General features: G+C 64.0%; 22 protein-coding genes, 3 tRNA genes and 2 pseudogenes. 17 read left to right on the forward strand and 10 right to left on the reverse strand.

The features are described from left to right. The first annotated feature begins 36 nt into the window (after positions 1-36). Positions 37-627, forward strand: coding sequence for a hypothetical protein (locus tag QC826_RS12590; RefSeq protein ID WP_279765917.1), 591 nt, complete (start codon positions 37-39; stop codon positions 625-627). A 114-nt stretch (positions 628-741) separates the two neighbouring features. Here the strand turns inward: QC826_RS12590 and QC826_RS12595 are convergent, their stop codons facing one another. The 7 genes and pseudogenes from QC826_RS12595 to hpnC form a co-directional block, all read right to left on the reverse strand. Next, a complete protein-coding gene (locus QC826_RS12595) occupies positions 742-1,551 on the reverse strand; it encodes a head GIN domain-containing protein (RefSeq protein ID WP_279765918.1) in 810 nt (269 codons plus the stop codon). Positions 1,552-1,585: 34 nt separating this feature from the next. Beyond that, positions 1,586-1,867 (reverse strand): hypothetical protein, encoded by a 282-nt coding sequence (locus QC826_RS12600; RefSeq protein ID WP_279766652.1) that lies wholly within the window; start codon positions 1,865-1,867, stop codon positions 1,586-1,588. 379 nt (positions 1,868-2,246) lie between these two features. Then, a pseudogene (locus tag QC826_RS31595) lies at positions 2,247-2,357 on the reverse strand (hypothetical protein); the annotation flags it as partial. Between the two features lie 14 nt (positions 2,358-2,371). After that, on the reverse strand, positions 2,372-2,527 hold the full coding sequence (locus QC826_RS12610; RefSeq protein ID WP_279765919.1) for a hypothetical protein: 156 nt from the start codon (positions 2,525-2,527) through the stop codon (positions 2,372-2,374). 118 nt (positions 2,528-2,645) lie between these two features. Further along, positions 2,646-4,049 carry a hydroxysqualene dehydroxylase HpnE gene (gene hpnE / locus QC826_RS12615; protein WP_279765920.1) on the reverse strand — a complete coding sequence of 468 codons (1,404 nt, stop codon included), beginning with the start codon at positions 4,047-4,049 and terminating at the stop codon, positions 2,646-2,648. After that, positions 4,042-4,875, reverse strand: coding sequence for a presqualene diphosphate synthase HpnD (gene hpnD, locus QC826_RS12620; protein WP_279765921.1), 834 nt, complete (start codon positions 4,873-4,875; stop codon positions 4,042-4,044). Before hpnD ends, hpnE begins: the two co-directional genes overlap by 8 nt. A gap of 175 nt (positions 4,876-5,050) precedes the next feature. Continuing rightward, positions 5,051-5,926 carry a squalene synthase HpnC gene (gene hpnC / locus QC826_RS12625; protein WP_279765922.1) on the reverse strand — a complete coding sequence of 292 codons (876 nt, stop codon included), beginning with the start codon at positions 5,924-5,926 and terminating at the stop codon, positions 5,051-5,053. 233 nt (positions 5,927-6,159) lie between these two features. Here hpnC and QC826_RS12630 point away from each other — a divergent pair, with 233 nt between their 5' ends. The 15 genes and pseudogenes from QC826_RS12630 (at position 6,160) to rodA (ending at position 23,051) form a co-directional block, all read left to right on the forward strand. After that, positions 6,160-7,314 (forward strand): efflux RND transporter periplasmic adaptor subunit, encoded by a 1,155-nt coding sequence (locus tag QC826_RS12630; protein ID WP_279766463.1) that lies wholly within the window; start codon positions 6,160-6,162, stop codon positions 7,312-7,314. Continuing rightward, positions 7,311-10,404 (forward strand): annotated as a pseudogene (locus tag QC826_RS12635) (efflux RND transporter permease subunit). Before QC826_RS12630 ends, QC826_RS12635 begins: the two are co-directional and overlap by 4 nt. Positions 10,405-10,707: 303 nt before the next feature. Then, positions 10,708-11,496 carry a PEP-CTERM sorting domain-containing protein gene (locus tag QC826_RS12640; RefSeq protein WP_279765923.1) on the forward strand — a complete coding sequence of 263 codons (789 nt, stop codon included), beginning with the start codon at positions 10,708-10,710 and terminating at the stop codon, positions 11,494-11,496. Positions 11,497-11,506: 10 nt separating this feature from the next. Continuing rightward, positions 11,507-12,043 carry a hypothetical protein gene (locus tag QC826_RS12645; protein ID WP_279765924.1) on the forward strand — a complete coding sequence of 179 codons (537 nt, stop codon included), beginning with the start codon at positions 11,507-11,509 and terminating at the stop codon, positions 12,041-12,043. Between the two features lie 217 nt (positions 12,044-12,260). Next, positions 12,261-12,347, forward strand: a tRNA-Leu gene (locus QC826_RS12650). 34 nt (positions 12,348-12,381) lie between these two features. Further along, entirely contained in the window at positions 12,382-13,722 is a 1,341-nt protein-coding gene (gene tig / locus QC826_RS12655) for a trigger factor (RefSeq protein ID WP_279765925.1), read from the forward strand. 120 nt (positions 13,723-13,842) lie between these two features. Beyond that, a complete protein-coding gene (gene clpP / locus QC826_RS12660) occupies positions 13,843-14,460 on the forward strand; it encodes an ATP-dependent Clp endopeptidase proteolytic subunit ClpP (RefSeq protein ID WP_174900670.1) in 618 nt (205 codons plus the stop codon). A gap of 163 nt (positions 14,461-14,623) precedes the next feature. Next, on the forward strand, positions 14,624-15,892 hold the full coding sequence (clpX, locus tag QC826_RS12665) for an ATP-dependent Clp protease ATP-binding subunit ClpX (protein WP_093390312.1): 1,269 nt from the start codon (positions 14,624-14,626) through the stop codon (positions 15,890-15,892). A 282-nt stretch (positions 15,893-16,174) separates the two neighbouring features. After that, the gene (gene lon, locus QC826_RS12670) at positions 16,175-18,586 is read left to right on the forward strand and encodes an endopeptidase La (protein WP_279765926.1); all 2,412 of its coding nucleotides are present in this window, start codon (positions 16,175-16,177) and stop codon (positions 18,584-18,586) included. 184 nt (positions 18,587-18,770) lie between these two features. Further along, on the forward strand, positions 18,771-19,058 hold the full coding sequence (locus tag QC826_RS12675; protein WP_370593101.1) for an HU family DNA-binding protein: 288 nt from the start codon (positions 18,771-18,773) through the stop codon (positions 19,056-19,058). A 53-nt stretch (positions 19,059-19,111) separates the two neighbouring features. Beyond that, a tRNA-Val gene (locus tag QC826_RS12680) sits at positions 19,112-19,187 on the forward strand. Between the two features lie 27 nt (positions 19,188-19,214). Next, a tRNA-Asp gene (locus tag QC826_RS12685) sits at positions 19,215-19,291 on the forward strand. Positions 19,292-19,649: 358 nt separating this feature from the next. After that, positions 19,650-21,575, forward strand: coding sequence for a SurA N-terminal domain-containing protein (locus QC826_RS12690; RefSeq protein WP_279765927.1), 1,926 nt, complete (start codon positions 19,650-19,652; stop codon positions 21,573-21,575). Positions 21,576-21,789: 214 nt separating this feature from the next. After that, the gene (locus tag QC826_RS12695; RefSeq protein ID WP_279765928.1) at positions 21,790-21,921 is read left to right on the forward strand and encodes a hypothetical protein; all 132 of its coding nucleotides are present in this window, start codon (positions 21,790-21,792) and stop codon (positions 21,919-21,921) included. Continuing rightward, positions 21,918-23,051 carry a rod shape-determining protein RodA gene (gene rodA / locus QC826_RS12700; RefSeq protein ID WP_279765929.1) on the forward strand — a complete coding sequence of 378 codons (1,134 nt, stop codon included), beginning with the start codon at positions 21,918-21,920 and terminating at the stop codon, positions 23,049-23,051. The genes QC826_RS12695 and rodA overlap by 4 nt, the downstream gene beginning before the upstream one ends. Before the next feature lie 51 nt (positions 23,052-23,102). On the opposite strand, the gene QC826_RS12705 is transcribed toward rodA, so the two are convergent. Further along, complete coding sequence (locus tag QC826_RS12705; RefSeq protein ID WP_409567877.1) at positions 23,103-24,077, reverse strand: MBL fold metallo-hydrolase; 975 nt, start codon at positions 24,075-24,077, stop codon at positions 23,103-23,105. A gap of 127 nt (positions 24,078-24,204) precedes the next feature. Here QC826_RS12705 and QC826_RS12710 point away from each other — a divergent pair, with 127 nt between their 5' ends. Beyond that, entirely contained in the window at positions 24,205-25,194 is a 990-nt protein-coding gene (locus QC826_RS12710) for a LysR family transcriptional regulator (RefSeq protein WP_279765930.1), read from the forward strand. On the opposite strand, the gene mnmH is transcribed toward QC826_RS12710, so the two are convergent. Continuing rightward, positions 25,139-26,200, reverse strand: coding sequence for a tRNA 2-selenouridine(34) synthase MnmH (gene mnmH / locus QC826_RS12715; RefSeq protein WP_279765931.1), 1,062 nt, complete (start codon positions 26,198-26,200; stop codon positions 25,139-25,141). The two genes, QC826_RS12710 and mnmH, sit on opposite strands and share 56 nt — an antisense overlap. After that, entirely contained in the window at positions 26,197-26,826 is a 630-nt protein-coding gene (locus QC826_RS12720) for an arylesterase (RefSeq protein ID WP_279765932.1), read from the reverse strand. Before QC826_RS12720 ends, mnmH begins: the two co-directional genes overlap by 4 nt. Positions 26,827-26,828 lie beyond the last annotated feature (2 nt).

The following is a 26,828-nucleotide window of genomic DNA, read 5'->3' on the forward strand; positions in this document are numbered from 1 at the left end:
TACTTACTTGTAATGACTTGTTGAAAGGGTAATTATATGGAGAAAACTAGGTTAATCAGCATCTGCGCGCTACTGGCTTTGCTTTCGGCATGCGCCACGCCCATCCCGATCGATAACCTGAGCTACAAGGGCGTGTCCACCGTCAAAACCGACAAAACCGCCCGCATTGTCGTGACATCCAATGGCGCAGGTAGTAGCCGCAGCACATATTTGATGCCGGTGGCCGGCACCTATATTGCAATGGACGTGAAGGGAAAGGAGCCTTTCGGCGCCAAGGATCAGCAAGAATTTTCTCAATCGCTGCGCAAGGAGCTCGTGCGGCTTGGAGTGGTTAAATCAACAACTGTCGACGAGAATGCGACGGCTGATATGGCCGCCACGATCAACATCGATCGTGTGCATTTGAACGGCGACTATCAGGAATACAAGGTCGATATCACGATGATCCTCAATGGAGGAAGCAGTTCGTTCCAGAAACAGTATCACATTACTTCCACGGAAAAGGATTCACTTTGGGAAAAGTTGAATACCAATGGTGCCGAAGCAAGGGAGAAGCTTGCGCACCTGATGCTCGAGCGACTTATTCCTGATTTGGAAGCGTACGCTCTGGCGATGGCGCGTCAGTAAGGGAGCGTAGTACCTTCGATATAACTGTCGCGCTAGCTGAACCATGTGGCTGCGCGAATCGAAACTAAATGGCTGGCCGGAACCGTTCAATGCCTGCCGTGCCGGCCAACTTGCCTAGTGGTTCCAGCTGACCTCGCCCGAGCCGGTGCGGTTGACGTTGCGCTGGTCGGGGTTGCCGTAGACGCGGATGTCGCCGCTGCCGCGCAGCTCCAGGTCGGCCTCGCGGCGGGCGAACACCTGGGTGGTGCCGGAGCCCTTGAGGTGCACGCGCACCTTGTCCGAGGCCAGGTGGCGGGCGTCCAGGTCGCCCGAGCCGGTCAGCTCGGCGCTCAGCTCCTTGCAGGCGCCGGCCGACACCAGCCGGCCCGAGCCGACCATCTCCAGATCGACCGCGTCGCTGTTGCCGGTGTTCATGTTGATGTCGCCGCTGCCGTGCACGCCGGCCGCCACCTGCTTGTAGCGGCCGTTGAAATTGACGTTGCCGCTGCCGTAGAGCTGCAGCGAGATGCTGGCGCCGCTGAAGCCGTTGATGGTGCTGTCGCCGTTGCCGCGCACGTCGAGCTGTTCGAGCGCCGGCAGCACCAGCTCCACCTGCAGGGGCCGGCGGTGGTGCAGCAACATGCCCTTGGTGCCGATGTGCAGGGTGTTGCCCTCCTGCACCGTTTCGATGTTGCCCAGCAGGCGCTGCTCGCCGCGCACCTTGAGGAAGGGCGTGCTGCCCTGGCGCAGGGTCAGGTCGATCGGGCCGTTCAGCTCGACGATGGTGACGTTGCGGCCGGCGCTGCGCACCTCGCTGGCGGGCGCGCGGCCGGCCGCGCTGGACGGGTTGGCGCTGCCGTAGGCGCGCAGCATGCTGTAGGAGACGCCGATCAGCACGAAGGCGAGCAGCAGCATGCCGATGCCGAGTTTGATTAGCGAGCGCATGGACGGCCCTCCGGTTTGGTGGCGGGGCGGCGCATCAGCGGCCCCTCAGCAGCGAGAAGTTCATCGCCGCGTAGCGTTTGGCGCCGAGCACCGTGTAGCGCGTCACCACCACGCTGACCAGGGTCAGGCCGATGCCGGCCAGCACCAGGCCGAGGCCGACGAAGGCCTGGGTGTTGCGCGAGCCGCTGTCGAGCTCGGTGGTGATGTGCAGGCCGCCGCCGGCCACCGCCTCGGCCCGTTCCAACAGCTTGGGTTTGCTGCCGTCGTCCGGCCGCGCCGAGGCCGCCTTGGGATCGCGGTGGAACTGGATGCCCATCTCGTTGATGGCCAGCTTGGCCTGGGCCAGGGCTCTCCTCGTCGCCGTCGTTGTCGATGATCAGGTGGCGCAGCGGACCCTCCAGCACCAGCTCGTTCTGGCCGGACAAGGCGCTGGCGCTGACGGCGATGCCGCTGACGTAGAAGGTCAGCGCCGACAGGTAGACCGTCAGCAGCAGGCAACCGTAGACCATCGCCGGGATCAGCATGAACAGGTTGAAGATGGCCAGGCCGATGAAGGACACCAGCATGCGCGCCAGGTTGACCGGGTTCTTGCTCTGCGTGAAGCTGTTGAGGTGGCGGTTGGCGCGCAAGGTCATGGCGATCTTGCGGGGTTCGTCGAGCTGGGCGTGGATCTCCGCCTCGCTCAGGCCGGCGGCGAGGCCGTCGATGAAGCGCTGCTCGTAATAGGCCAGGGTCTTGGCCACGGTGTCCGGCGGCAATCCCGCCATGGCCCGTTTGAGCGCGTCGAGGTATTCCAGCTTACCCATGGTGTGCGCCTAGCCTAGTATTGCAACGCCGGCATGTTGCCCGCGTGCATGTGTGATGGGTGGCCGGTGCCGGCCTCCGGCGCGCCCGCTTCGGCGTGCACGATGGCCACGGTGCTGGCCGCCACGAAGGCGAGCACGGCGATGGTCTTGAGGCTGAGGCGGAGGTTCATGATGCGGTCCAGTCGTGTTGCGTGTGTCGATGCTGCCACTGTACGGAAACGGACGGCGGGCGGACACGGGTATGCGACAGGATGCATATTTGACGGGGCAGACGACATGCAGCGCGGATCAGCCGGGGCGGCGCGGCGCGTCCCACAGGCCGGCGGCGGCGGCCACGCCGCTGCGCGCGGCCGACTCCAGGGTGGCCGGGTAGTCGCTGGCGGTGTAGTCGCCGGCGATGGCCAGGCCGGCCAGGCCGGTGGCGTTGGCCGGGCGTTGCAGGCCCGGCGTGCAGGCGAAGGTGGCGCGCTTCTCGGTGATCACCTTGAACCACTGCGGCGTGCCCAGCTCGGGCCGCTCGAACACGGTGGCCAGCTGCACGGCGATGGCCTCGGCCAGCAGCGGCTGCGCCATGGCGGCGGCCTCGGCCGAGGCGCTGACCACCACCGCCAGCAGGCCGGCCTGGGCGGCGTCGAGCTGGCCGCGGTCGAAGACGAACTGGCCCCAGTGGTAGCGCTCGGGCGCGTCGAGCAGCGCGTACATCGGCAGCGCCAGGCGCAGCGCCGGGTCGTATTGCAGGTAGCAGGTGGTGATGGTTTCCGCCTCGAAGGCGGTCAGGCCGGCGCACAGGGTGGCGATGGCGGCCTCGCTGTCGGCGATGTCGTGCAGCAGCACGGCGGCCTGCGGCGGCGCGCAGGCCAGCACCACGCCGTCGAAGCTGGCGCCCCAGGTGCCGCCGACGGCCTCGCCGCTGACCTCCAGGCGCCAGGCGCCGGCGGCCTGGCCGGCGTCGTCGCTCTCGCGTTGCAGGCGGCGCACCTTGGCGCCGCTGCGCACGGTGCCGCCGTGCTTGGCCAGGTAGGCGGCGGCGGCGTCGGGGAACAGCTTGCTCAGGTCGGCGCGCGGTAGCAGCATGTCGGAGGCGGCGCGCTTGGCGCCCAGGCTGTCGCGCAGCACGTTGAGGAAGACCTGGGCCGAGGCGCGCTCGGGCGGCGTGTTCAGCGCCGCCAGGCAGAGCGGACGCCACATCAGCTGGATCAGGCGGTCGGTCTGGTCGAAGCGTTGCAGCAGTTCGCTGACGCTGCAATCGTTGTGCAACTGCCAGCCCATCCAGCGCGCCGTGCTGGAAAAGCGCGCCAGCGACATCTTGTCGGCGCGCCCCAGGCCCTTGGCGCGCAGCAGGGCGGCCAGCAGGTGCAGCGGCGCCGGCAGGCGCGGCGCGACGAAGTCCATGCCGCCGCCGTGCGGCGGGTAGCGCATTTGCAGCGGCAGATTGAGCAGCGCGGCCTGGCGGTCGACGCCGACCAGGGCCATCAGGCGCAGGGTTTCGCGGTAGGCGCCGAGCAGGATGTGCTGGCCGTTGTCGAGCTGGCGGCGGTCGGTGGCGACGCGCCTAGCCCGGCCGCCCAGCGTGCGGGCGGCCTCGAACAGGGTGACCTGGTGGCCGGCGCGGGCCAGCTCCACCGCCGCCGCGCAGCCGGCCCAGCCGGCGCCGACCACGGCGACGCTCTTGCCGGCGACCTGCTTAGCCACGGACGTAGGTCTTCCAGGCCAGCCACAGTTTGCGGATCGGCGTCAGCGAGATGCGCTGCTGGAGCACGTGGTAGCCGTCGGCCTCGACCTCGGTCAGCAGGGTGCGGTAGATGGCCGCCATGATCAGGCCGGGACGCTGGGCGCGCCGGTCTTCCTTGGGCAGCAGGGCGAAGGCCTCGTCGTAGGCCAACTGGGCGCGGGCCACCTGGAACTTCATCAGGTTCTCGAAGTTATCGCTGTGGCGGGCGTTGAGCAGGTCGGCCGCCGTGACGTTGAACTGCTGCAACTCGTTGATCGGCAGATAGATGCGGCCCTTGCGGGCGTCCTCGCCGACGTCGCGGATGATGTTGGTCAGCTGGAAGGCGTGGCCCAGCTTCTCGGCGTAGACCAGGGTTTCCGGCTTGGTCGCGCCGAAGATGCTGGCCGACAGGATGCCGACCACGCTGGCCACGTGCCAGCAATAGCGTTGCAGCGCCGGATAGTCGAGGTAGCGGGTCTGGTTCAGATCCATTTCCATGCCGTCGATGATGGCCTGCAAGTGCTGTTGCTGCAGATTGTAGGTGAGCAGATGGGGCTGCAGGGCCTGGGTCACCGGATGGGTCTGCTTGCCCTGGTACATGCCGGCGATCTCGTTGCGCCACCAGGCCAGCTTGACGCGGGCGATCGATTCATCGGTGCATTCGTCGACGGTGTCGTCCACCTCGCGGCAGAAGGCGTACAGCGCGGTGATGGCGCGGCGCCGTTCCGGCGTCAGGAACAGGAAGCTGTAGTAGAAGCTGGAGCCGCTCTGGGCGGTTTTTTGCTGGCAGTATTCGTCGGGAGACATGGTCAAAAATGCAAGGGAGGGCAATCGAAGCCGCTATTCTATAGGGCGGCGCGGCCGGCGAGGGGGCTTTTGCGGCCCCGGGCCGGTTTTTTGACGCCGATTGTGTCGCTCTTGTGCGGATTGTCCGCCGCTTGTGCGCCGGGCGGCCCTCTATCGGCCATCCATCGCGGCTGTTCTACGGTGTTTCCCGGCTGATCCGCACGCGTCCTTGCACCGCCTTGGCGCGCGCCTTCAACTGGCTCTTCATGCGCAGCGCGCGCCAGAAGATGCGCAGCCAGTCGCGCCGGACCAGCTGCGGCCGGCGGCGGAACACATCGTACTCGACCGCCTCGATGGCGTCGAGGATGGCCAGGCCGCCTTGCACCACCAGGCGCAGCTCGAAGCCGATGCGGCCGCGCAGGCGCAGGGCCAGCGGCGCGCCGCTCAGCATCAGGGCGCGGGTGCGCTCGACCTCGAAGGCCATCATCGAGCGCCAGCGCGGCCGCGCGTCGACGTGGCCCAGCGCCGCCGGCGAGATGGCGTAGCGGTTCAGGTCTTCCAGCGGCAGGTAGATGCGCTCCTTGTGCAGGTCGATCGCCACGTCCTGCAGGAAATTGATGAGTTGCAGCGCCGTGCAGATGGCGTCGGAATCGCGTACATTCTGTTCATCCGCCTGTTGGTACAGCGTCAACATCAGCAAGCCGACCGGGTTGGCCGAGCGGGCGCAGTAGTCGAGCAGGGCGTCGTAGCTGGCGTAGCGGCTGACCACGACGTCCTGCTTGAAGGCGGACAGCAGGTCGCGCATTGGTTGCAGCGGCAGCTGGTACTGCGCCACCACGCCGGCCAGCCGCTCGAACAGCGCATCGTGGCCGGGCTCGCCCCGTTCGATGCGGTCCAGCGCGGCCTCGTAGGCGGCCAGCGCGGCCAGCCGTTGTTCCGGCGTGGCGTCGCCCTCGTCGGCCAGATCGTCGGCGCTGCGGGCGAAGGCGTAGATCGCTTCGACGGCGGGACGTAGACGGCGTGGCAACAAAATAGATGCAACAGGGAAATTTTCGTAGTGGTCGACAGGCATAAAAGCGAATAATGTAGATTAATGACGCGAAAGTCATTTGCAAACGGATTTGACCTGATTATAATTACTTAACGGAAAGTCATTTACTTTCCGGCCTGTAATAGTAGTGCCATCTTGAAATAGCAGCAAGCCTTTGGACTCTCATTGCCCGCATAGTAAAGGAAAAATCCGTGCCCGCCCCGAAAACCCTGCCTCACCTCCGCCTTCCATCTAGGCATATTCCCCGTCTGGCCATGCTGGCCACGGCCGGCGCCGCCGCGCTGTTGTTGGCCGGCTGCGGCAAACCGCCCGAAGCCACCGTCGACATCCGTCCGGTGCGCGTGATGGTGCTGCATGGCAGCGACGTCGATGTGAACGCCGAATTCTCCGGCGAGGTGAGGGCGCGCATCGAGTCGCGTTTGGGCTTCCGCGTCGGCGGCAAGATCGTCGCCCGCAAGGTCGACGTCGGCACGCTGGTCAAGAAGGGCCAGGTGTTGATGCAGCTCGACCCGCAGGATCTGCAACTGTCGCAGGCCCAGGGCATGGCCGCGCTGCGCGCCGCCGAAACCAACCGCGACCTGGCGCGCGCCGAGTTGAAGCGCTATCAGGAATTGCGTGAGAAGAATTTCGTCAGCCAAACCGTGCTCGACACCAAGGAGTCGGCCTTCAAATCGGCCCAGGCCAGCGTCGACTCGGCCATGGCGGCCTATCGCGGCCAGGCCAACCAGGCCGGCTACGCCACCCTTGTCGCCGACATCGACGGCGTGGTCACCTCGGTCGACGCCGAGGTCGGCCAGGTGGTCGCCGCCGGCACCCCGGTGGTGCGCGTCGCCAAGACGGGCGAGAAGGAGATCGTCATCGGCCTGCCGGAGGACAAGGTCGACGTGCTGCGCCGCATTCCCGACGTGCGCGTGCGCCTGTGGGCCAGTCCGCAACAGTCGGTGGCCGGCACGATCCGCGAGATCTCGCCGGTGGCCGACCCGTCGACCCGGACCTACACGGTCAAGGTGTCGATTCCGGACAGCCTGGCCGACGCCAAGCTGGGCATGACCGCCGTGGTGCAGTTCGCCTCGAAGACGGCGACGCCGCAGCTCAAGGTGCCGCTGACGGCCCTGTTCTATGAAAAATCGGCCAGCTCGGTCTGGGTGGTCGAGAACGGCGCCGTCAAGCTGGTGCCGGTCACCATCGGCGGCGCCGCCGGCAACGACCTGGTGCTCAGCAGCGGCGTCAAGGACGGCCAGACGGTGGTCACCGCCGGCGTCAACCTGCTCAAGCCGGGCCAGAAGGTCAAGATCCTTGGCGACGACCTGGCCGCCAAGCCGGCCGCCAAGCCGGCGGCCGCGCCCGCCGCCGCGCCGGCCGCCGCGTCCGCCGCCATGTCGGCGTCCGCCGCCGAGGCGTCCAAATGAAGGGCGGCTTCAATCTTTCCCGTTGGGCGCTGGAACACATTCCGCTGACGCGCTACCTGATCGCCGTGCTGTTGATCGGCGGCATGCTCAGCTATGCCAGCCTGGGCCAGGACGAGGATCCGCCGTTCACCTTCCGCGCCATGGTGATCCGCGCCAACTGGCCGGGCGCCACCGCCTTGCAGATGGCCGACCAGGTCACCGACAAGCTCGAGAAGAAGCTGCAGGAAACCCCCTACATCGACGAGATCAGCTCCTATTCCAAGCCGGGCGAGACGCTGATCATCCTCAAGCTGCGCGAATCGGCGCCGCCCAAGGACACCGCCGCCGCCTGGTATCAGGTGCGCAAGAAGATCGGCGACATTGTCGGCACGCTGCCTTCCGGCGTGCAGGGACCGTACTTCAACGACGAGTTCGGCGACACCTACGGCTCCATCTTCGCGCTGGAGGGCAACGGCTTCAACTACGCCGAAATGAAGGACTACGCCGACTTCGTGCGCCAGCAATTGCTGGGCGTGCCGCTGGTCTCCAAGGTCGAGTTGTTCGGCGTGCAGGACGAGAAGATCAACATCGAGTTCTCGCACAAGAAGTTCGCCCAGCTGGGCATCTCCTTCGAGGCCATCGTCAACCAGATCGGCAGCCAGAACACGGTCGAGTCGACCGGCGTGCTGGTGACGCCGACCGACAACCTGCAGGTGCGCGTGACCGGCGCCCTGAAGACCGTCAAGGACTTCGAGGAGTTCGAGCTGCGCGCCAACGGCACCACCTTCCGCCTGGGCGACTTCGCCACCATCAAGCGCGAGTACCAGGACCCGCCGCGTGAAAAAATGCGCTTCAACGGCAAGGAAGTGATCGGCCTGGGCGTCTCGATGGAGAAGGGCGGCAATATCATTGTCATGGGCAAGGCCATGCAGAAGACGGTCGACGAGCTGCGCGCCAAGCTGCCCGTGGGCATCGAGCTGAAACGCGTGTCCAACCAGCCGGAGGCGGTCACCGCCTCGGTGAGCGAGTTCGTCCACACCCTGATCGAGGCCGTGCTGATCGTGCTGGCCGTCAGCTTCCTGGCGCTCGGCCTGCATACCAAGCCCTTCCGCCTGGACGTGCGGCCCGGCCTGGTGGTGGCGCTGACCATTCCGCTGGTGCTGTCGGTGACCTTCCTGTGCATGCGCATCCTCGACATCGACCTGCACAAGATTTCGCTCGGCGCGCTGATCATCGCCCTCGGCCTGCTGGTCGACGACGCCATCATCGCCGTCGAAATGATGGTGCGCAAGATGGAGGAGGGCATGTCGCGCTTCGACGCCGCCACCTTCGCCTACACCTCGACGGCCATGCCGATGCTGACAGGCACCCTGATCACCGTGGCCGGCTTCCTGCCGATCGGCCTGGCCAAATCGGCCGCCGGCGAATACACCTTCTCGCTGTTCTCGGTCAACGCGCTGGCGCTGTGCATCTCCTGGGTGGTGGCGGTGGTGTTCACGCCCTACATCGGCTACGTGCTGCTGAAGGTCAAGCCGCACTCGAGTCACGAGCACGACTTGTTCGACACGCCGGGCTTCCGCAAGTTCCGCGCCGTCGTCACCTGGTGCGTCGACTACCGCAAGACCACCATCGCCGCCACCCTGCTGGTGTTCGCGTTGGGCGTCTACGGCTTCAAGTTCATCGAGAAGCAGTTCTTCCCCGATTCGAGCCGGCCCGAGCTGATGGTGGAATTGTGGACGCCCGAGGGCACCACCTTCGCCGCCAACGAGGCGCAGGTGAAGAAGTTCGAGGCCTTCATCGCCAAGCAGGACGGCGTGGTCAGCACCACCAGCTACGTCGGCACCGGCAGCCCGCGCTTCTATTTGCCGCTGGACCAGATCTTCCCGCAGTCGAACGTGTCGCAGATCGTCGTGCTGCCGAAGCGACCTGGCCACCCGCGGCATCCTGCGCGACAAGATCGTCGCCATCTTCAAGGAGGACTTCCCCGAGGTGCGCGGCCGCGTCAAGCTGCTGCCGAACGGGCCGCCGGTGCCGTATCCGGTGCAGTTCCGCGTCACCGGCACCGAGGTGGACAAGGTGCGCGCCATCGCCGACCAGGTCAAGGACATCATGCGCGCCAACCCCAACACCCTGGGCGTGAACGACAACTGGAACGAGTCGATCAAGGTGCTGCGGCTGGACCTGGACCAGGACAAGATGCGCGCGCTGGGCGTGACCTCGCAAACGGTGATGCGCGCGGCCAACACGATCCTGTCCGGCACCACCATCGGCAAGTTCCGCGAGGATAACAAGCTGATCGACATCCAGATCCGCCAACCGATCGAGGAGCGACGGACTATTTCCATCCTGAACGATACGAATATTCCCACGCAGAACGGCAAGTCGGTCACCATCAGCCAGCTGGCCCGCGCCCACTTCGTGTGGGAACCGGGCGTGGTCTGGCGCGAAGGGCGCGAATGGGCGATCACCGTGCAGTCCGACGTGGTCGACGGCATCCAGGGGCCGACCGTGTCGGGCCAGGTCAACCCCAAGCTCGACGAGCTGCGCGCCAAGCTGCCGGCCGGCTACCGCATCCAGGTCAAGGGCGCGGCGGCCGACAGCGGCGCCGCCGAGGCCTCGATCGCGGCCAACCTGCCGCTGGCGATCTTCCTGATCTTCACCCTGCTGATGTTGCAGCTGCATAGCTTCTCGCGCTCGCTGCTGGTGTTCCTGACCGGCCCGCTGGGCGTGGCCGGCGCGGCGATGGCCCTGCTGTTGCTGCACCGTCCGCTCGGCTTCGTCGCCAACCTGGGCGTGATCGCGCTGTTCGGCATGATCATCCGCAACTCGGTGATCCTGGTCGACCAGATCGAGCAGGACATCGCCGCCGGCGCCGAGCCGTGGGACGCCATCGTCGAGGCGGCGGTGCGCCGCTGCCGGCCGATCATCCTGACGGCCGCCGCCGCCGCGCTGGCCATGATCCCCTTGTCGCGCTCGGTGTTCTGGGGCCCGATGGCGGTGGCCATCATGGGCGGGCTGATCCTGGCGACCGCGCTGACCCTGCTGTTCCTGCCGGCCTTGTACGCCGCCTGGTTCCGGGTTAAAAAACCACAAACCCGTTCCGCCGCCTAGTCAAGGACGGAACGCAACGGCGGATTCCCTCCATGGAATCCGCCGTTTTTCTTTTTAAATCAAACAGTTGACGCGCGCCGGCGGCGACCCCGCCGGGGGCAGGCGGAGTCATCCTTGACACAGTGGGTTTCATATCCTAAGTTGGTCTAGCCATTGTTTAATTTGCTCATTTAGTTTTTCTTCCACGCAAGTTGGACGGTGGCGGTCGCAAAGGTCTGCCGGCTGGGGCACGGGGTGTTCGTGGTGTGGGTGTGGTGAGGTGTGCCGTCCGGTATTGCTAAAAACTATTACTCGAGAACAAAAATGAAAAACAAAATCAGGGGATCCGCATTACTTGTCGCGCTGGCTTTTGCCGCGCTTTCCACCTCGGCCCTGGCCGCGCTCACGACGGGCAGCCAGAACATCACAGGCACGCGTACCACGCCGGCCTATGGCGACGCCGACCTGAAGGACAACGCCGGCAACCCCGGCCCCTTCGGTCCCTACAGCTGGGACTACAGTTACACGCGCAGCTTCGACGGCAAGAAACTGGAAAAAGACATCCAGATCGACTTCTCCTTCGACGCCGGGCTCAACTATACCGACGCCCAGAAAACCGCCTATACCAATGCCGTGAAGGCCGGCGTCTCCTCGGTGTGGGACAACAAGTACGCCGTCAAGGACACCAGCACCGGCCAAGTCATTCCGATTTTCGTCGCGGTGACCACCGACGGCCCGTTCAACCAGAAGGTCCAGGTGCACGCCGGCCCCGGCCGTGCGGACATGTTGAACTGGTACACCGGCGACAGCGGCGTGGTCAACGCCCACGAGGTCGGCCACATGATGGGCTTGTACGACGAGTACATTGGCGGCGCGGTGGACCAATACCCGAATCCGACGCTGTCGAACGACGGTTTGATGGGTTTGGGGGCGTTGAACGCCAATCCGGTGATGTATCCGCGGTACTATCAACAGTATTACGACTACATGAAGCAGCTCAATCCGAACACGCCGTTCATCCTGACGGCGGTGCCGGAGCCGTCCGAGGTGGCGCTGCTGTGTGCCGGCTTGTTTATGTTGATGGGGATGTATGGGCGCAGACGTCAAGGCTAGGGCGGTCATCTTGCTGACCATGTTGGTCGCCGCCTGCGCGGCGCCCGAGCGGGTCGCCGCGTCGCGGCCCGCCAACGCAGAGGAAGAAGGGCGGGCCAAGGTGGAACAGGTGGCGGCGATTGTCCTGCGGGACGTGCATCCGCTGTACGGCGGCCAGGTCGTCTACCTGGCCGCCGACGGCGCCGGTTTTTGCCAGTTGGTGTCGCGCCTACCCGGCGTGGCGGCGCTGGCCGAAAAACGCTACCCGCTGGCGGTGCCGGCCGAGGCGATGGCCCGGCTGCGCCGCCTGGCCGCCGCCCACGCGGCGGCGCCGCCGCCTTCCAGCGTCGGCGCCGGCTTGCCGGACGCGGCCAAACCGCGCATCGCGGTGCGGCTGGCCTCCGGCCGCAGCGTCGACGTCAGCCGTTGGCAGCACGACCACAACGCCGAATTCGACGAGTTGTACCAGGCCCTGCTGGCCGTGGCGCAGGCGGCGACAAGCCAAAAGCCGCAAAGCCAGGGCCGTTTCGAGCCGGACTGGGTGCCGGACGGTTTCGGCAGGCGCTGAGCGCGGCGTTTTCGCCCCTGGTCTGACAGAGGGGAAGGGCGGTTTTTCGAAGAAGTTAGGCAAAGAAGAGCAGAATGTTGGTGATAGGTTAAAAATCATCACATCTGCTTGAAAAAACCGTTAAAATACCGCGTTGAAGTTGAAAGCTCTCGCCTATGGCGGGAAGGGGCGGCCGTTTTCACTTACGGGTCGCCCTTTGCTTTTGTGCAAACATGCCGCGAGGATGGCGAAATTGGTAGACGCACCAGGTTTAGGTCCTGACGCCAGCAATGGTGTGGGGGTTCGAGTCCCCCTCCTCGCACCAACTGTATTTCTAATTTTTTGGACGATTTTTAAACATGGCAACTGCAGTCGAAACCTTGGGCAAACTCGAACGTCGTATCACGATCTCCTTCCCGCTGACTGATGTCCGCACCGAAGTTGAGAAACGCCTGAAAGTGCAAGCCAAGTCGGCTAAGGCACCAGGCTTCCGTCCGGGCAAAGTTCCTTTAAAAATGGTCGCAGCACAATACGGTTATCAGATCGAAACCGAAGTGCTGAATGACAAAGTCGGCCGCGCCTTCAACGACGCCGCTAACGAAAACAACCTGCGCGTCGCCGGCTACCCACGCATCGAACCGAAGGAAGATTCGGCCGAAGGCGTGCTGACCTTCGACGCCACCTTCGAAGTCTATCCGGAAGTCGTGGTCGGCGATCTGACCACCGTGGAAATCGAAACCGTCAAGGCCGAAGTGTCGGAAGCGGAAATCGACAAGACCATCGACATCCTGCGCAAGCAGCGCGTGCACTTCCACACCAAGGGTGAGGCTGGCGAACACGGCGACGGCGGCGCGGCGATTGCCGCCAACGGCGACCGCGTGACCGTCGACTTCGTCGGTTCCATCGACGGCGTCGAATTCCCGGGCGGCAAAGCCGACGACTACGCCTTCGTGCTCGGCGAAGGCCGCATGCTGCCGGAATTCGAAGCGGCCACCATCGGTCTGAAGGTCGGCGAAGCCAAGACCTTCCCACTGGCCTTCCCAGAGGACTACCATGGTAAAGACGTGGCCGGCAAGACCGCCTCGTTCACCATCACGCTGAAAAAGCTGGAATGGGCGCACCTGCCGGAAGTCGACACCGAATTCGCCAAGTCGCTCGGCGTGGCCGATGGCGACATCGCCAAAATGCGCGAAGACATCAAAGTCAACCTGGAACGCGAAGTCGCCGGCCGTGTCAAAGCCCGCAACAAGGAAGCCGTGATGGACGCGCTGGTCAAGACCGCCAGCCTGGACGTGCCGCAAGCCCTGATCGCCCAAGACAGCGAGCGCCTGGCCGACATGACCCGCCAAGACATGGCGCAGCGCGGCATGAACATCAAGGACGTGCCTTTCCCGGCCGAACTGTTCGCCGAAAAAGCCGAGCGTCGCGTTCGCCTGGGCCTGATCCTGTCGCAACTGGTCGGCGACAACAAGCTGCAAGCCACGCCTGAGCAAGTCAAAGCGCAAGTCGAAGACTTCGCCCAAAGCTACGAAGACCCGCGCGAAGTGCTGAAGTACTACTACAGCGACCGTCGCCGTCTGGCTGAAGTCGAAGCCCTTGTATTGGAAGAAAACGTCGTCAACTACGTACTGGGCCTGTCCAAGTCGTCGTCCAAGGTTGTCGCTTTCGACGAATTGATGGGAAGCAACGCTCAAGCGTAATCCAGCTTAGGCTAGAATAAGGACGGTCTCCGGCAGTCCTCCGCCCCCGGGCGGGGTGGTTGCCGCGAGGCCGTCTGGCAATCGAACCTGGCTGCTTCACAAGGAAAAGGAATGACTGGTATGAACCGAAATCCGGCGCTGGACACACAAATGCTCGGCCTGGTGCCGATGGTGGTCGAACAGAGCGGCCGCGGCGAGCGCTCCTACGACATCTATTCGCGCCTGCTCAAGGAGCGCGTGATCTTCATGGTTGGCCCCGTCAACGACCAGATGGCGAACCTGATCGTCGCCCAGCTGTTGTTCCTGGAGAGCGAAAATCCCGACAAGGACATCTCGCTCTACATCAACTCGCCTGGCGGCTCGGTCTCGGCCGGCATGGCCATCTTCGACACGATGCAGTTCATCAAGCCCGACGTCTCGACGCTGTGCACCGGCATGGCCGCCTCGATGGGCGCCTTCCTGCTGGCCGCCGGCGCCAAGGGCAAGCGCTTCTCGCTGCCGAACTCGCGCATTATGATCCACCAGCCGTCCGGTGGCTCGCAGGGCCAGGCGTCCGACATCGAGATCCAGGCCAAGGAAATCCTGTACCTGCGCCATCGCCTGAACAGCATCCTGGCGGAACGCACCGGCCAAACGGTCGAGCAGATCGCCAAGGACACGGACCGCGACCGCTTCCTGTCCGCCGACGAGGCCGCGGAGTACGGTTTGATCGACAAAGTGTTGACCAGCCGCGCTTGATGCGTCCCAAGCGGTATTGCTAAAAAAACGCCCGGACGATCAATCGTTCGGGCGTTTCGTTTTCATTTCGGGTAGCATGGTGGTTACGCGCGGTATTTTCCGTGGCAAACATGCTTTCCGGCAACAGCAACACCCCCACTGCTAAACCAAAGAAAACTGCCCCATGTCAGACAAAAAATCCTCCAGCGGCGAAAAATTACTGTACTGCTCGTTTTGCGGCAAGAGCCAGCACGAGGTAAAGAAACTCATCGCCGGCCCGTCGGTATTCATCTGCGACGAATGCATTGACCTGTGCAATGACATCATCCGCGATGAAACCTCGGCCATCGAGTCGGTCGCCGGCGCCAAGTCCGACCTGCCGACCCCGCATGAAATCAAGGATCTGCTCGACCAGTACGTGATCGGCCAGCAAACGGCCAAGCGCATCTTGTCGGTGGCGGTGTACAACCACTACAAGCGGCTCAAGCACCTGGGCAAAAAAGACGACATCGAACTGGCCAAGAGCAACATCCTGCTGGTCGGCCCCACCGGCTCCGGCAAGACCCTGCTGGCGCAGACCCTGGCGCGCATGCTCAACGTGCCCTTCGTCATCGCCGACGCCACCACGCTGACCGAAGCGGGCTACGTGGGCGAGGATGTCGAGAATATCATCCAGAAACTGTTGCAAAGCTGCAACTACGATGTCGAGAAGGCCCAGCGCGGCATCGTCTACATCGACGAGATCGACAAGATCTCGCGCAAGTCGGACAACCCGTCGATCACACGCGACGTCTCGGGCGAGGGCGTGCAGCAGGCGCTGCTGAAACTGATCGAGGGCACCATGGCCTCGGTGCCGCCACAGGGCGGCCGCAAGCACCCCAACCAGGACTTCGTGCAGATCGACACGACCAACATCATGTTCATCTGCGGCGGCGCCTTCGACGGCCTGGCCAAGGTGATCTCCAACCGTTCCGAGAAGAGCGGCATCGGCTTCTCGGCCAGCGTGAAGAGCAAGTCCGAGCGCTCCGCCAGCGACGTGCTGCTGGAAGCCGAACCGGAGGATCTGATCAAGTTCGGCCTGATCCCCGAGCTGGTCGGCCGTCTGCCGGTGGTGGCCACCTTGTCCGAGCTGACCGAGGAGGCGCTGATCCAGATTTTGATCGAGCCGAAGAACGCCCTGGTCAAACAGTACTCGAAGCTGCTCGACATGGAAGGCGCCGAGCTGGAGATCCGTCCGGCCGCGCTGCACGCCATCGCCAAAAAGGCCCTGGCGCGCAAGACCGGCGCCCGCGGCCTGCGCTCCATCCTCGAGCACGCGCTGCTCGACGTGATGTACGAACTGCCCAACGAGCAGAACGTCACCAAGGTGGTGATCGACGAGAACACCATCACCAGTGGCGCCAAGCCGTTATTGATTTATCAGGAACCGGCCAAGGCCTCGGGCGAGAATTAAATACGTATTCGACATCGTCCGCACAGATGTGAAAAAATATTTCGCATCCGTGGGGCGAGGCGGTACAATTTAAATCAATAAAAGAATGCAGGCTTCAGTCGGAAAGCCACTCGCGACAGATCTGCCGCGCGTGGCTTTTTTATTTAAGTTGCATTCGTTTAGAGCGCGGCAGCCAAGGCTTCAGGCAATGTTTAATTGTTCTGAGAATTATTTCCGACCGCCGTCTTGTGATTTGGCAGATGAGTGCCCACATCATAAACACGCATTCTCATAAGGTACGCCATGACAACTTCCAAATTAACTGAGCAAACTCAACTGCCGTTATTGCCGTTGCGGGACGTTGTAGTTTTCCCGCATATGGTGATACCGCTGTTCGTAGGGCGCCCAAAATCGATCAAGGCGCTGGAAGCGGCTATGGAGCAGGGCAAGAGCATCATGCTTGCCGCCCAAAAAGCCGCCGCCAAGGACGAACCTTCTGCCTCCGATATCTACGAAATCGGTTGCGTGGCCAATATTCTGCAAATGCTGAAACTGCCGGACGGCACCGTCAAGGTGCTGGTCGAAGGCGCCCAGCGCGCCCGCATCAAGCGCATCACCGACACGCCGTCGCACTTCGTGGCCGACATCACGCCGCTCGAATCCGAGCTGGGCGACGATTCGGAGATCGAAGCGATGCGCCGCGCCATCGTTCAGCAGTTCGACCAGTACGTCAAACTCAACAAAAAAATCCCGCCGGAGATCCTCGCCTCGCTGTCGGGCATCGACGACGCCGGCCGCCTGGCCGACACCGTCGCGGCCCACCTGCCGCTCAAGCTCGAGCAAAAGCAGGTCATCCTGGAGATCTTCAGCGTCGCCAAGCGCCTTGAGCACCTGCTCGGCCAACTGGAAGGCGAACTCGACATTCTGCAGGTGGAAAAGCGCATCCGTGGCCGCGTCAAGCGCCAAATGGAGAAATCCCAGCGCGAGTACTACCTGAACGAACAGGTCAAGGCGATCCAGAAGGAACTGGGCGAGGGCGAGGACGGCGCCGACCTCGACGAGTTGGAGAAGAAGGTGGTCTCCGCCAAGATGCCGAAGGAGGCGCTCGACAAGGCCACCGCCGAGTTGAAAAAGCTCAAGCTGATGTCGCCCATGTCGGCCGAGGCCACCGTGGTGCGCAACTACATCGACACCCTGGTCAGCCTGCCGTGGAAGAAGAAGTCCAAGGTCAACAACGACCTGACCAACGCCGAGAAGGTGTTGGAGGGCGACCACTACGGCCTCGACAAGGTCAAGGAACGCATCCTGGAATACCTCGCGGTGCAACAACGCGTCGACAAGCTGAAGGCGCCCATCCTGTGCTTCGTCGGTCCTCCGGGCGTCGGCAAGACCTCGCTGGGCCAGTCGATCGCCCGCGCCACCAACCGCAAGTTCGTGCGGATGGCGCTCGGCGGCGTGCGTGACGAGGCCGAGATCCGTGGCCACCGCCGCACCTACATCGGCTCCATGCCGGGCAAGATCCTGCAATCGCTGGCCAAGGTCGGCGTGCGCAATCCCTTGTTCCTGCTCGACGAGGTCGACAAGATGGGCGCCGATTTCCGCGGCGACCCGTCGTCGGCCCTGCTCGAGGTGCTCGATCCGGAACAGAACCACACGTTCTCGGACCACTACATCGAGGTCGACTTCGACCTGTCCGATGTGATGTTCGTGGCCACCTCGAACTCGTACAACATTCCGCCGGCGCTGCTCGACCGGATGGAAGTGATCCGCCTGTCCGGCTACACCGAGGACGAGAAGACCAGCATCGCGCAGCGCTATTTGCTGCCGAAGCAGATCAAGAACAACGGTCTGAAGGAAGAGGAAATCTCGGTGGCCGAGTCGGCCCTGCGCGACATCATCCGCTACTACACCCGCGAAGCCGGCGTCCGTTCGCTCGAGCGCGAAGTGTCGAAGATCTGCCGCAAGGTGGTCAAGATGCTGCTGCTGAAGAAGACCGAGAAGAAGGTCATCGTCAACAGCAAGAACCTGGACAAGTTCTTGGGCGTGCGCCGCTACGATTTCGGTGTCGCCGAGAAGGAAAACCAGGTTGGCCAGGTGGTCGGTCTGGCCTGGACCGAGGTGGGCGGCGATCTGCTGACCATCGAGGCGGTGCAGATGCCGGGCAAGGGCGGCATCATCCGCACCGGCACCCTGGGCGACGTGATGAAGGAGTCGATCGAGGCGGCCCGCACCGTGGTGCGCAGCCGTGCGGCGCGCCTGGGCATCAAGTCCGACGTGTTCGAGAAGAGCGACATCCACATCCACGTGCCGGAGGGCGCGACGCCGAAGGACGGCCCATCGGCCGGCGCGGCGATGACGGTGGCCTTGGTGTCGGTGTTCACCGGCATCCCGGTGCGCGCCGACGTGGCGATGACCGGCGAGATCACGCTGCGTGGCGAGGTGTTGCCGATCGGCGGTCTGAAGGAGAAGCTGTTGGCGGCGCATCGCGGCGGCATCAAGACCGTGCTGATCCCTGAGCAAAACGTCAAGGATCTGGCCGAAATCCCGGACAACGTGAAGAACAAACTGGAGATCGTGCCGGTGCGTTGGATCGACAAAGTCCTGGAAATCGCCCTCGAGCGCATGCCCGAGGCGCTGGTGGAAGTGCCCGCGGTGGAGGCCGTCGCGGCCGCCGCCGTCAAGGTGGACGGCCAGGGCGAAGTAGTAAAACACTAACTTTTAGCATCTGCCAATGCCCAAACAAGCGCTCTAGTAGCGCTTGTTTGTTATTTAAAGCCCATTTCCACGGGTAAAGCGCTTGACACGAGGGGAGTGTGGCTTGTTTAATACGGCCTGAGATTTTTCTCTGCCGGCGGTTTTGTTTAAAACGGAATCTGGCGGTAAAACGATATAAACCTTTGTGACGGGGAAGCTAGTGAATAAGACTGAATTGATCGACCATATTGCCCAATCCGCTGATATTTCGAAAGCGGCTGCGGCGCGCGCGCTGGATGCGGTGATCGACGGTGTAACAACAACTCTGCAAAAGAACGACAGCGTCACCCTGGTCGGCTTTGGCACTTTCTCCGTGAGCGAACGCGCTGCCCGTACCGGCCGCAATCCGCGCACGAAAGAAGCGATCCAGATCGATGCAGCTAAGGTCCCTAAATTTAAAGCTGGCAAAGCTTTGAAGGATGCTGTAAACTAACGGACTTCGGTGGGCAGCTGCGGTTTTCCCAGCTGTCGCCGGGTTGTTCGATTGGGGGCTTAGCTCAGTTGGTAGAGCGGCGCCCTTACAAGGCGTAGGTCGGGAGTTCGAGCCTCTCAGCCCCTACCAAGCCGAGCACGTAGTACAGCAGTATCTGGAGCGGTAGTTCAGTTGGTTAGAATACCGGCCTGTCACGCCGGGGGTCGCGGGTTCGAGTCCCGTCCGCTCCGCCAGAACATGAAAGCCCTGCAAGCTTAATCGCTTGCAGGGCTTTTTCGTTTATGCCGCCGCCACGACGATATTCCCGGCGGCGCAGTATCGCGGCGGGCCGGGGCGATTATCTTTTCCGGCGCAACGTGGGCGTTTTGCCAATGATTTACCCTTGCTATCGCGGTAGCCGCACTGTAAAATCGCGTGATACCGATTTTTCCGGCATGTTCTTCGTTCAGTGTGCCGTGCAAGTCGTTGAATTTAAAGGGGAAGTGGGCGAAGTTTTAGCTTACCCGTCCATTCCGCCAGATCCAGAAGAGGCGAACGAAAGTTCGCCTTTTTTTGTATGTGCAAGTTCCACTCAATCCGAATTGGCTGACCATGTTTGAATTTATCCGCACCCATCAACGCTTGATGCAGTTTTTCCTGATGTTGCTCATCGTTCCGTCCTTCGCGCTGGTCGGCATCAGCAGCTACAGCGGTTTCGGCGACGACGCCAGCACCATCGCCAAGATCGACGGCCATGCGCTGACCCAGCAGGAGTTCGAGTCGGCGCTGCGCAACCAGCTCGAGAGCTATCGCCAGCGGATGGGCGCGCAGTTCGACCAGAAGCTGTTCGACACCCCCGAGTTCAAGCAAAACATCCTTGATTCGCTGATCGCCGAGCGCGCCGTCGGCGCCGAGGTGGCGCGCAGCCACCTGACCATCAGCGACGCCACCTTGCAGAAGTCCATCCTGGAAGTGTTCGGCGCCGACGGCAAGTTCGACATGGAGCGCTACAAGGCGATCCTGGGCGCGCAAGGTATCACGCCGGCGCAGAACGACGCCCGCATGCGCCGCGACCTGGCCCTGCAGCAGCTGACCACCGCCATCGAGGGCACCGCCTTCGTGCCGCGCACCGTCGCCAAGGTCGTCTCCGACATCGGCGCGCAGGAGCGCGAGGTGCAGGAGCTGGTGTTGCCGGTGGCCGAGTTCCTGCCGCAGGTCAAAGTCACCGACGAGATGGTCAAGGCCTTCTACGACAAGAACAGCAAGTTCTTCGAGGTGCCGGAGCAGGCCAAGATCGAATACGTGCTGTTCAACAGCGACGCCGTGCAGGACCAGATCGCCGTCAACGACGCCGACGTGGCCGCCTACTACGAGCAGAACCAGAAGCGCTACGCCAGCGAGGAAACGCGCCGCGCCAGCCACATCCTGGTCGCCGTGAAGAAGGACGCCAGCGCCGCCGACAAGGCCGCCGCCAAGGCCAAGGCCGAAGCCATCCTGGCCGAGGTGCGCAAAGCGCCGGCCGAGTTCGCCAAGATCGCCAAGGCGAAATCGGAAGATCCGGGCTCGGCCGAACTGGGCGGCGACCTGGACGTGATCAGCAAGGGCTCGCTGGTCAAGCCGGTCGAGGACGCCATCTTCAAACTCAAGCAGGGCGAGATCAGCGAGCTGGTGGCGTCGGAATTCGGTTTCCACATCATCACCGTGACCTCGCTGAAAGCCTCGACCATCAAGCCGCTGGATGAGGTGAAGGGCGAGATCGCCGCCGAGCTGAAGAAGCAAAAAGCCGCCAAGAAGTACTCGGAACTGGCCGAAGCCTTCACCAACACCGTCTACGAGCAAGCCGACAGCCTGAAGCCGGCGGCCGACAAGCTGAAGCTGAAAGTGGAAACCGTTGCCGGCCTGAGCCGCAAGCCGTCGCCGCAACTGGGCACCGCGCCGTTCAACAACGCCAAGTTCCTGACCGCCTTGTTCGCCGACGACACCTTGAAGAACAAACGCAACACCGAAGCCGTCGAAGTGGCGCCTAGCACCCTGATCGCCGGCCGCGTGCTGGAATACAAGCCGGCCAGCAAGCGTCCGCTGGCCGAAGTCGACGCCCTGATCCGTCAGCGCGTGACGATGGAAGAAGCCGTGAAACTGGCCAAGAAGGCCGGCGAGGACAAGCTGGCCGCGCTGCGCAAGTCGGGCGAAGCCACCGGTTTCGGCGCCAGCAAGCTGGTGTCGCGCGCCAAGGCCGAGGGCATCAACGGCGCCGCCGTGTTGCAAGTGATGAAGGCGGACACCAGCAAGCTGCCGGCCTATGTCGGTGTCGACGTGCCGGGCCTGGGCTACGGCATCTACCGCATCGCCAAGGTGCAGCAGCCGGCCGCGCAGGACGAGGCGCGCCGCAAGTCGGAGCAGGACCAGATCGCCAACATCCTGGCCCAGCAAGAGATGCACGACTACGTCGAAGTGCTCAAGCACAAGGCCAAGGTCAAGATCGTCAAGCCGATCGCCGTGGCGAGCAGCGAAGCGAAGACCGAGGGCGACGCCAAGTAAGCGCCGCCGCAGCAAACAAGAAGCCGCTTTCGAGCGGCTTTTTTGTTGCCTGGTCTTTTGCCCGAACGCCGGGCCAGGTGCGGCCGCAGCGCGAACGTACTGTTGATAAAAAAAGATATCGGATGGCCAACGCAAGAGGTCTGTTGCCTGCGATAATCTCGCTCCCCCAAGGCCGCGTGATTTCCACGCCACCATCCACCGCAGCGAGGAACGCATGAGCAAGACCCCACACCCCGACGACGAGGCGCAACGCTTCCGGCGCCGCCTTTTTGTATTGGCGGTGATCGCGGTGCTCGGTCTGGCGGCGTTGAGCGCGCGCCTGGTGTGGTTGCAGGCGATGCAATGATGCGCTCGCTGAGCCTTGGCGCATCCGGTGGCGGCCCTGGCGCGCTATGGCACCGCCTGCGGCCCTATCTGGTGGTGGACGCGCCTTTGGCGCTGTGCATCGTGTTGTTGATGTCGACCGGCTTGCTGACGCTGTACTCGGCCAGCATGGACTTCCCCGGCCGCTTCGCCTCGCAGCTGCGCCACATGCTGGTGGCGCTGGGCGTGATGTGGGTGGTGGCGAACGTGCCGCCGCAGGTGTTGATGCGCCATGCGGCGGCGATCTACGGCTTTGGCGTGGCGCTGTTGGTGGCGGTGTTCCTGATCGGCGTGAGCAAGAAGGGGGCGAAGCGCTGGCTGCATGTCGGCGTCGACATCCAGCCCTCCGAAATCATGAAGATCGCCATGCCGCTGATGCTGGCCTGGTTCTTCCACCAATACGCCGGCATGCGGCGCTGGAAGGCTTTCCTGGTGGCGAGCTTGCTGCTGCTGGTGCCGGTGGTATTGATCATGAAGCAGCCCGACCTGGGCACCGCCTTGCTGGTGTTGGCGGCCGGCGGCTATGTGATCATTCTGGCCGGCTTGTCGTGGAAGGCGATGGCGGGGATGGCGGCGACAGTGGTGCTGAGCTTGCCGCTGGCCTGGCCGCTGCTGCACGACTACCAGCGCAACCGCGTGATGACCTTGATCGACCCCTCGGCCGATCCGCTGGGCAAGGGCTTCCAGGTGCTGCAGGCCGGCATCGCCATCGGCTCGGGCGGGGTGGCCGGCAAGGGTTGGATGGAGGGCACCCAGGGCCGTCTGGGCTTCCTGCCGGAACGCTCGACCGACTTCATTTTCTCCGTGTACGCGGAAGAGTTCGGTCTGGCCGGCAATTTGGCCTTGCTGGTGATGTATTTTCTGCTGGTTCTGCGCGGCCTGCAGATCACCGCCAACGCCAGCACCGCGTTTTCGCGCCTGCTGGCCGGCGCGATCACGATGATCTTCTTCACCTACGCCTTCGTCAACATCGGCATGGTCAGCGGCATCGTGCCGGTGGTCGGCGTGCCGCTGCCCTTCATCAGCTACGGCGGCACGGCCTTGATGACGCTGGGGCTGGGCTGCGGCATCCTGATGAGCATCCAGCGCCAGTCGCGGCCGCGCCGGTGCTAGTGCAGTGCTAGTGCAGTGCCAGGGGAGGGCGCGCCCGGATCAACGTGCCGCTCAGCGCAGCTGCGTGTAGTTCACCGGCAGCCATTCGTAGCGCTTGCCGCTGCTGCGCAGGTGCCCCAGTCCGGGGAACTGCAGGTGCGAGGCGCCCACCAGCGTGCCTTCCTTGGCCGCCTGTGTGAACGCCTTGGCGCGCGCCGCAGCGGCTGCCTTGGGCGCGCCATCGAAGACGATCGTCACAGCGGGATTGCCGAACTGTACGGCGGCAACGTGGATCAGGTCGCCCACCAACACCAGCTTTTTGCCCTGGCTTTCGATCACATAATTGGTGTGCCCGGCGGTATGGCCGTAGCTCGACGAGGATTTTATGCCCGGCAGCAAATCGGTATCGCCGGCGAACGGGACGAACTTGCCGGCCGCCACGTAGGGGTTGAGCGAACTCATCGCGCCTTGGAAGAAACCCTTGGCCGCTTCCGGCGCCTTGGCCAAGTTGGCTTCGCTCAACCAGAATTCCGCATCGAGCCGGTCGGCCCGCACCTTCGCGTTTGGAAATGCCAGCATGCCGTTGGCGACCAGCCCGCCGACGTGGTCGGGGTGCAGGTGGGTCAGATAGACTTCGTCGATCTGCGCAGGCTCGTAACCGGACGCCTTCAGATTGGCGACCAGCTTGCCCAGCGTGGGGCCGAACAGGCCGGCGGCGCCGGTATCGACCAGCACCAGCGAGCTGCCGGTGTTGATCAGGTAGGCGTTGACGGAGGTTTCCAGCGGTGCCGAGAGGAACTGCGCCGCCAGGGCTTGCTTGGTCTTGGCGGGCGGCTCCATCAACAACTGGTCGACCGGCAAGTCCACCGTGCCGTCACTGAGCGCGGTCACTTCAAAGTTGCCGAGCATCATACGGAAGTAGCCGGGTGCGGAAACCTTTGCCATCGGCGCGGCGGCCATCGCCGGGTTGCCGCTGGCGGCGAGCAAGGTCATCGTCGCCAGCAGCGCGGTGGCACGGGCGATCTTGGTCAATGTGGGTTGAAACATGGTGTTTCCTTTCCGGCCCTGGGGCAGATGGTTGTCGATGACGCAAATTGTAGGTCTTTGCAAAAACTGGCACAATGCATCAATTTGCAATTGATCTTTGCGTATTCGGCAAAACGAAAGGCGTCAGATGTTGGATGGAATACGGATATTTCTTGCCGTGGCGGCGGCCGGCAGCCTGTCGCAGGTGGCGCGCGGTTCCGCTGTCGCCGTCTCGTCCGTGTCGCGCAAAATCGACGCGCTGGAAAAGGAGTTGGGCGTCAAGCTATTGCACCGCAGCACGCGCATGCTCTTGCTGACGGACGCCGGCGAACAGTTTTTGCCACGGGCGCGCGCCATCATCGCCGAACTCGACGACGCCAAGGATGCGTTTGCCGAATCGCACGCGGAACCGCGCGGTGTGTTGACCGTCACCGCGCCGTCGTCGTTCGGCCGGCGCCACGTCGCGCCTGCCGTTCTGAGCTTTCTCCAGCAATACCCCCTGCTGGAAATCGACCTCCATCTCAGCGACCAGATGGTCGACCTGACGGCGCAGCGCGTGGACGTGGCGATCCGCATCGGCGTGTTGCCTGACAGTGATTTGGTCGCCACCCGGCTGGCGCCGATGCGACGGCTGGCCTGCGCCAGCCCGGCCTACCTGGCGCGGCACGGCCGCCCGGCCATGCCGCAGGAACTATTGCAGCACAACTGCCTGAGCGTGGCGACACTGCCGGTGCCGCAGGGCTGGTGGTGTTTTGCCGGCGTCAACGGCAACGCGGCGCTGCCGGTGCGCGGCAATTTGCGCTGCGACGACACGGAAACCCTGTTGCAGGCGGCGCTGGCCGGCGTCGGCGTGGCGCACCTGGCCAGTTGGATGGTCAGCGAGCCCATCGCGGCGGGGCAACTGCTGCAGCTGTTCCCCGACACGGCGGACAAGGGCGCGACACCGCAGCCGGCCATCCACGCGGTGCGCATGCCCGGCCGCTCGCACGCCGCCAAGGCGCAATTGTTCATCGCCCATTTGCGCGCCGGGTTCGGCGCGCCGCCGTATTGGGACGCGGTTGGGGACGAGCTCGGGGACGCGCCTAGTCGGCCGGCGGCTGCAGACGGCGGGCCGCCGCCAGGAAGTCGGCCGGCGTGATGTCGTCGAGCTCCAGCGCGGTGCCCTGGTCGTACAAGGTGAAGTTGCGGTTGATCGAGCGCAGGTAGGCCGGGTCGTAGTGGTCGGCCAGCAGCTCCTCGACCAGCGGCGCCATGTCGCCGGCGTTGGCCATCTGCTGCCAGCGGCTGATCTTTTCGCGGCCGTGCAGCAGCGCCAGGCACTCGAGCTGGGTGTTGAGGGCGGCGGCGTCCTGGGTGAAGTGGGCGTAGTCCTCCATCAGCAGGCGCACGCGGTTGGCGCGCGACAGCGTCAAGGCGACGCAGGGCGAGGCGCGCATGCTGTCCATCAGCGCCGCCGGCACGCGCAACTGGCCGACCTTTTTGCTTTCCGATTCGACGAACACGGGCCGCGCCGGGTCGAAGTGGCGCAGCGCGTGCCAGATGCTGGTCTCGAAGGCCTTCTGGCTCGGCTGCGGCCGGCTGGGCAGGTCGCCCAGCACCGAGCCGCGGTGGGCCGCCAGCTGCTCCAGGTCGAGCACCTGGGCGCCGTCGGCGTGCATCACCTCGAGCAGGCGGCTCTTGCCGCTGCCGGTGGTGCCGCAGACGACGCGGAACGACAGCGCCGGCGGCACCTCCAGCGCGGCGGCGACGTGGTTGCGGAAGGCCTTGTAGCCGCCGTCGAGCTGCACCACCGGCCAGCCGATCTTGGCCATGATGTGGGCCATCGAGCCGCTGCGGTTGCCGCCGCGCCAGCAGTAGACCAGCGGCTTCCAGTCGCGCGGCTTGTCCAGCCACAGCGTTTCGATGTAATGGCCGATGTTCTTGGCCACCAGCGCGGCGCCGATCTTCTTCGCCTCGAAGGCGTTGACCTGCTTGTACAGCGTGCCGACCTGGATGCGTTGGGCGTCGTCGAGCACCGGGCAGTTGATGGCGCCGGGCAGGTGGTCTAGGGCGTACTCGCCGGGGCTGCGGGCGTCGATGATGGTGTCGAACTGTTCCAGTTGCGGCAGGATGTCTTCAAAGCTGAGTAGTGCGGGATACTTCATCGTGGTTTCAGTAGTTTCTGTAGGGACGGCCAAATGTTGGCGAGGATGATGGGATGCGCCTCGGCCGTCGGGTGCAGACGGTCGGGCTGGAACAGCTGGGCCTTGTCGGCCACGCCTTCGAGCATGAAGGGCACCAGCGGCGCCTTGAGCTCCTTGCTCAAGCCGGCGTACATGGCGAAGAACTTGTCGGCGTAGTCGCGGCCGTAGTTGGGCGGCATGCGCATGCCGACCAGCAGCACGCGGGCGTTGGCCTGGCGGGCGGCGGCGGCCATGGCGCGCAGATTGGCCTCGGCGGCGGCCACCGGCAGGCCGCGCAGGCCGTCGTTGGCGCCCAGTTCGATCACCACCAGCGCCGGTTGGTATTTCTCCAGCAGGGCCGGCAGGCGGGTGCGGCCGCCGCTGGTGGTCTCGCCGCTGATGCTGGCGTTGACGATGGCGGCGTCGATGTTGTCGCTCTTGAGGCGGCGCTCGGCCAGGGCGACCCAGCCGGCGCCCCGGCTCAGGCCGTATTCGGCCGATAGGCTGTCGCCCAGCACGAGGACGGTTTTTGGTGCAGAATGGGCGCTTGCGGCGCCGGTCAACAACAGCAGGGCGGCCAGCGCCACCCGGCTTGTCACGAGCTTCATCA

The organism is Rugamonas sp. DEMB1, assembly GCF_029834475.1.
In the GTDB taxonomy this organism is placed as follows: Bacteria; Pseudomonadota; Gammaproteobacteria; order Burkholderiales; family Burkholderiaceae_D; genus Rugamonas; species Rugamonas rubra.

Excerpts from the sequence above, each read along its gene's own strand:
- QC826_RS12630 (WP_279766463.1), top strand. The coding sequence starts at position 6,160 with ATGCTGGCCACGGCCGGCGCCGCCGCGCTGTTGTTGGCCGGCTGCGGC.
- QC826_RS12640 (WP_279765923.1), top strand. The coding sequence starts at position 10,708 with ATGAAAAACAAAATCAGGGGATCCGCATTACTTGTCGCGCTGGCTTTT.
- clpP (WP_174900670.1), top strand. The coding sequence starts at position 13,843 with ATGAACCGAAATCCGGCGCTGGACACACAAATGCTCGGCCTGGTGCCG.
- hpnD (WP_279765921.1), bottom strand. The coding sequence starts at position 4,875 with ATGTCTCCCGACGAATACTGCCAGCAAAAAACCGCCCAGAGCGGCTCC.
- tig (WP_279765925.1), top strand. The coding sequence starts at position 12,382 with ATGGCAACTGCAGTCGAAACCTTGGGCAAACTCGAACGTCGTATCACG.
- QC826_RS12595 (WP_279765918.1), bottom strand. The coding sequence starts at position 1,551 with ATGCGCTCGCTAATCAAACTCGGCATCGGCATGCTGCTGCTCGCCTTC.
- lon (WP_279765926.1), top strand. The coding sequence starts at position 16,175 with ATGACAACTTCCAAATTAACTGAGCAAACTCAACTGCCGTTATTGCCG.
- QC826_RS12590 (WP_279765917.1), top strand. The coding sequence starts at position 37 with ATGGAGAAAACTAGGTTAATCAGCATCTGCGCGCTACTGGCTTTGCTT.
- mnmH (WP_279765931.1), bottom strand. The coding sequence starts at position 26,200 with ATGAAGTATCCCGCACTACTCAGCTTTGAAGACATCCTGCCGCAACTG.
- QC826_RS12720 (WP_279765932.1), bottom strand. The coding sequence starts at position 26,826 with ATGAAGCTCGTGACAAGCCGGGTGGCGCTGGCCGCCCTGCTGTTGTTG.
- QC826_RS12710 (WP_279765930.1), top strand. The coding sequence starts at position 24,205 with ATGTTGGATGGAATACGGATATTTCTTGCCGTGGCGGCGGCCGGCAGC.
- rodA (WP_279765929.1), top strand. The coding sequence starts at position 21,918 with ATGATGCGCTCGCTGAGCCTTGGCGCATCCGGTGGCGGCCCTGGCGCG.
- QC826_RS12705 (WP_409567877.1), bottom strand. The coding sequence starts at position 24,077 with ATGTTTCAACCCACATTGACCAAGATCGCCCGTGCCACCGCGCTGCTG.
- QC826_RS12610 (WP_279765919.1), bottom strand. The coding sequence starts at position 2,527 with ATGAACCTCCGCCTCAGCCTCAAGACCATCGCCGTGCTCGCCTTCGTG.
- clpX (WP_093390312.1), top strand. The coding sequence starts at position 14,624 with ATGTCAGACAAAAAATCCTCCAGCGGCGAAAAATTACTGTACTGCTCG.
- QC826_RS12690 (WP_279765927.1), top strand. The coding sequence starts at position 19,650 with ATGTTTGAATTTATCCGCACCCATCAACGCTTGATGCAGTTTTTCCTG.
- QC826_RS12695 (WP_279765928.1), top strand. The coding sequence starts at position 21,790 with ATGAGCAAGACCCCACACCCCGACGACGAGGCGCAACGCTTCCGGCGC.
- QC826_RS12600 (WP_279766652.1), bottom strand. The coding sequence starts at position 1,867 with ATGGGCATCCAGTTCCACCGCGATCCCAAGGCGGCCTCGGCGCGGCCG.
- hpnC (WP_279765922.1), bottom strand. The coding sequence starts at position 5,926 with ATGCCTGTCGACCACTACGAAAATTTCCCTGTTGCATCTATTTTGTTG.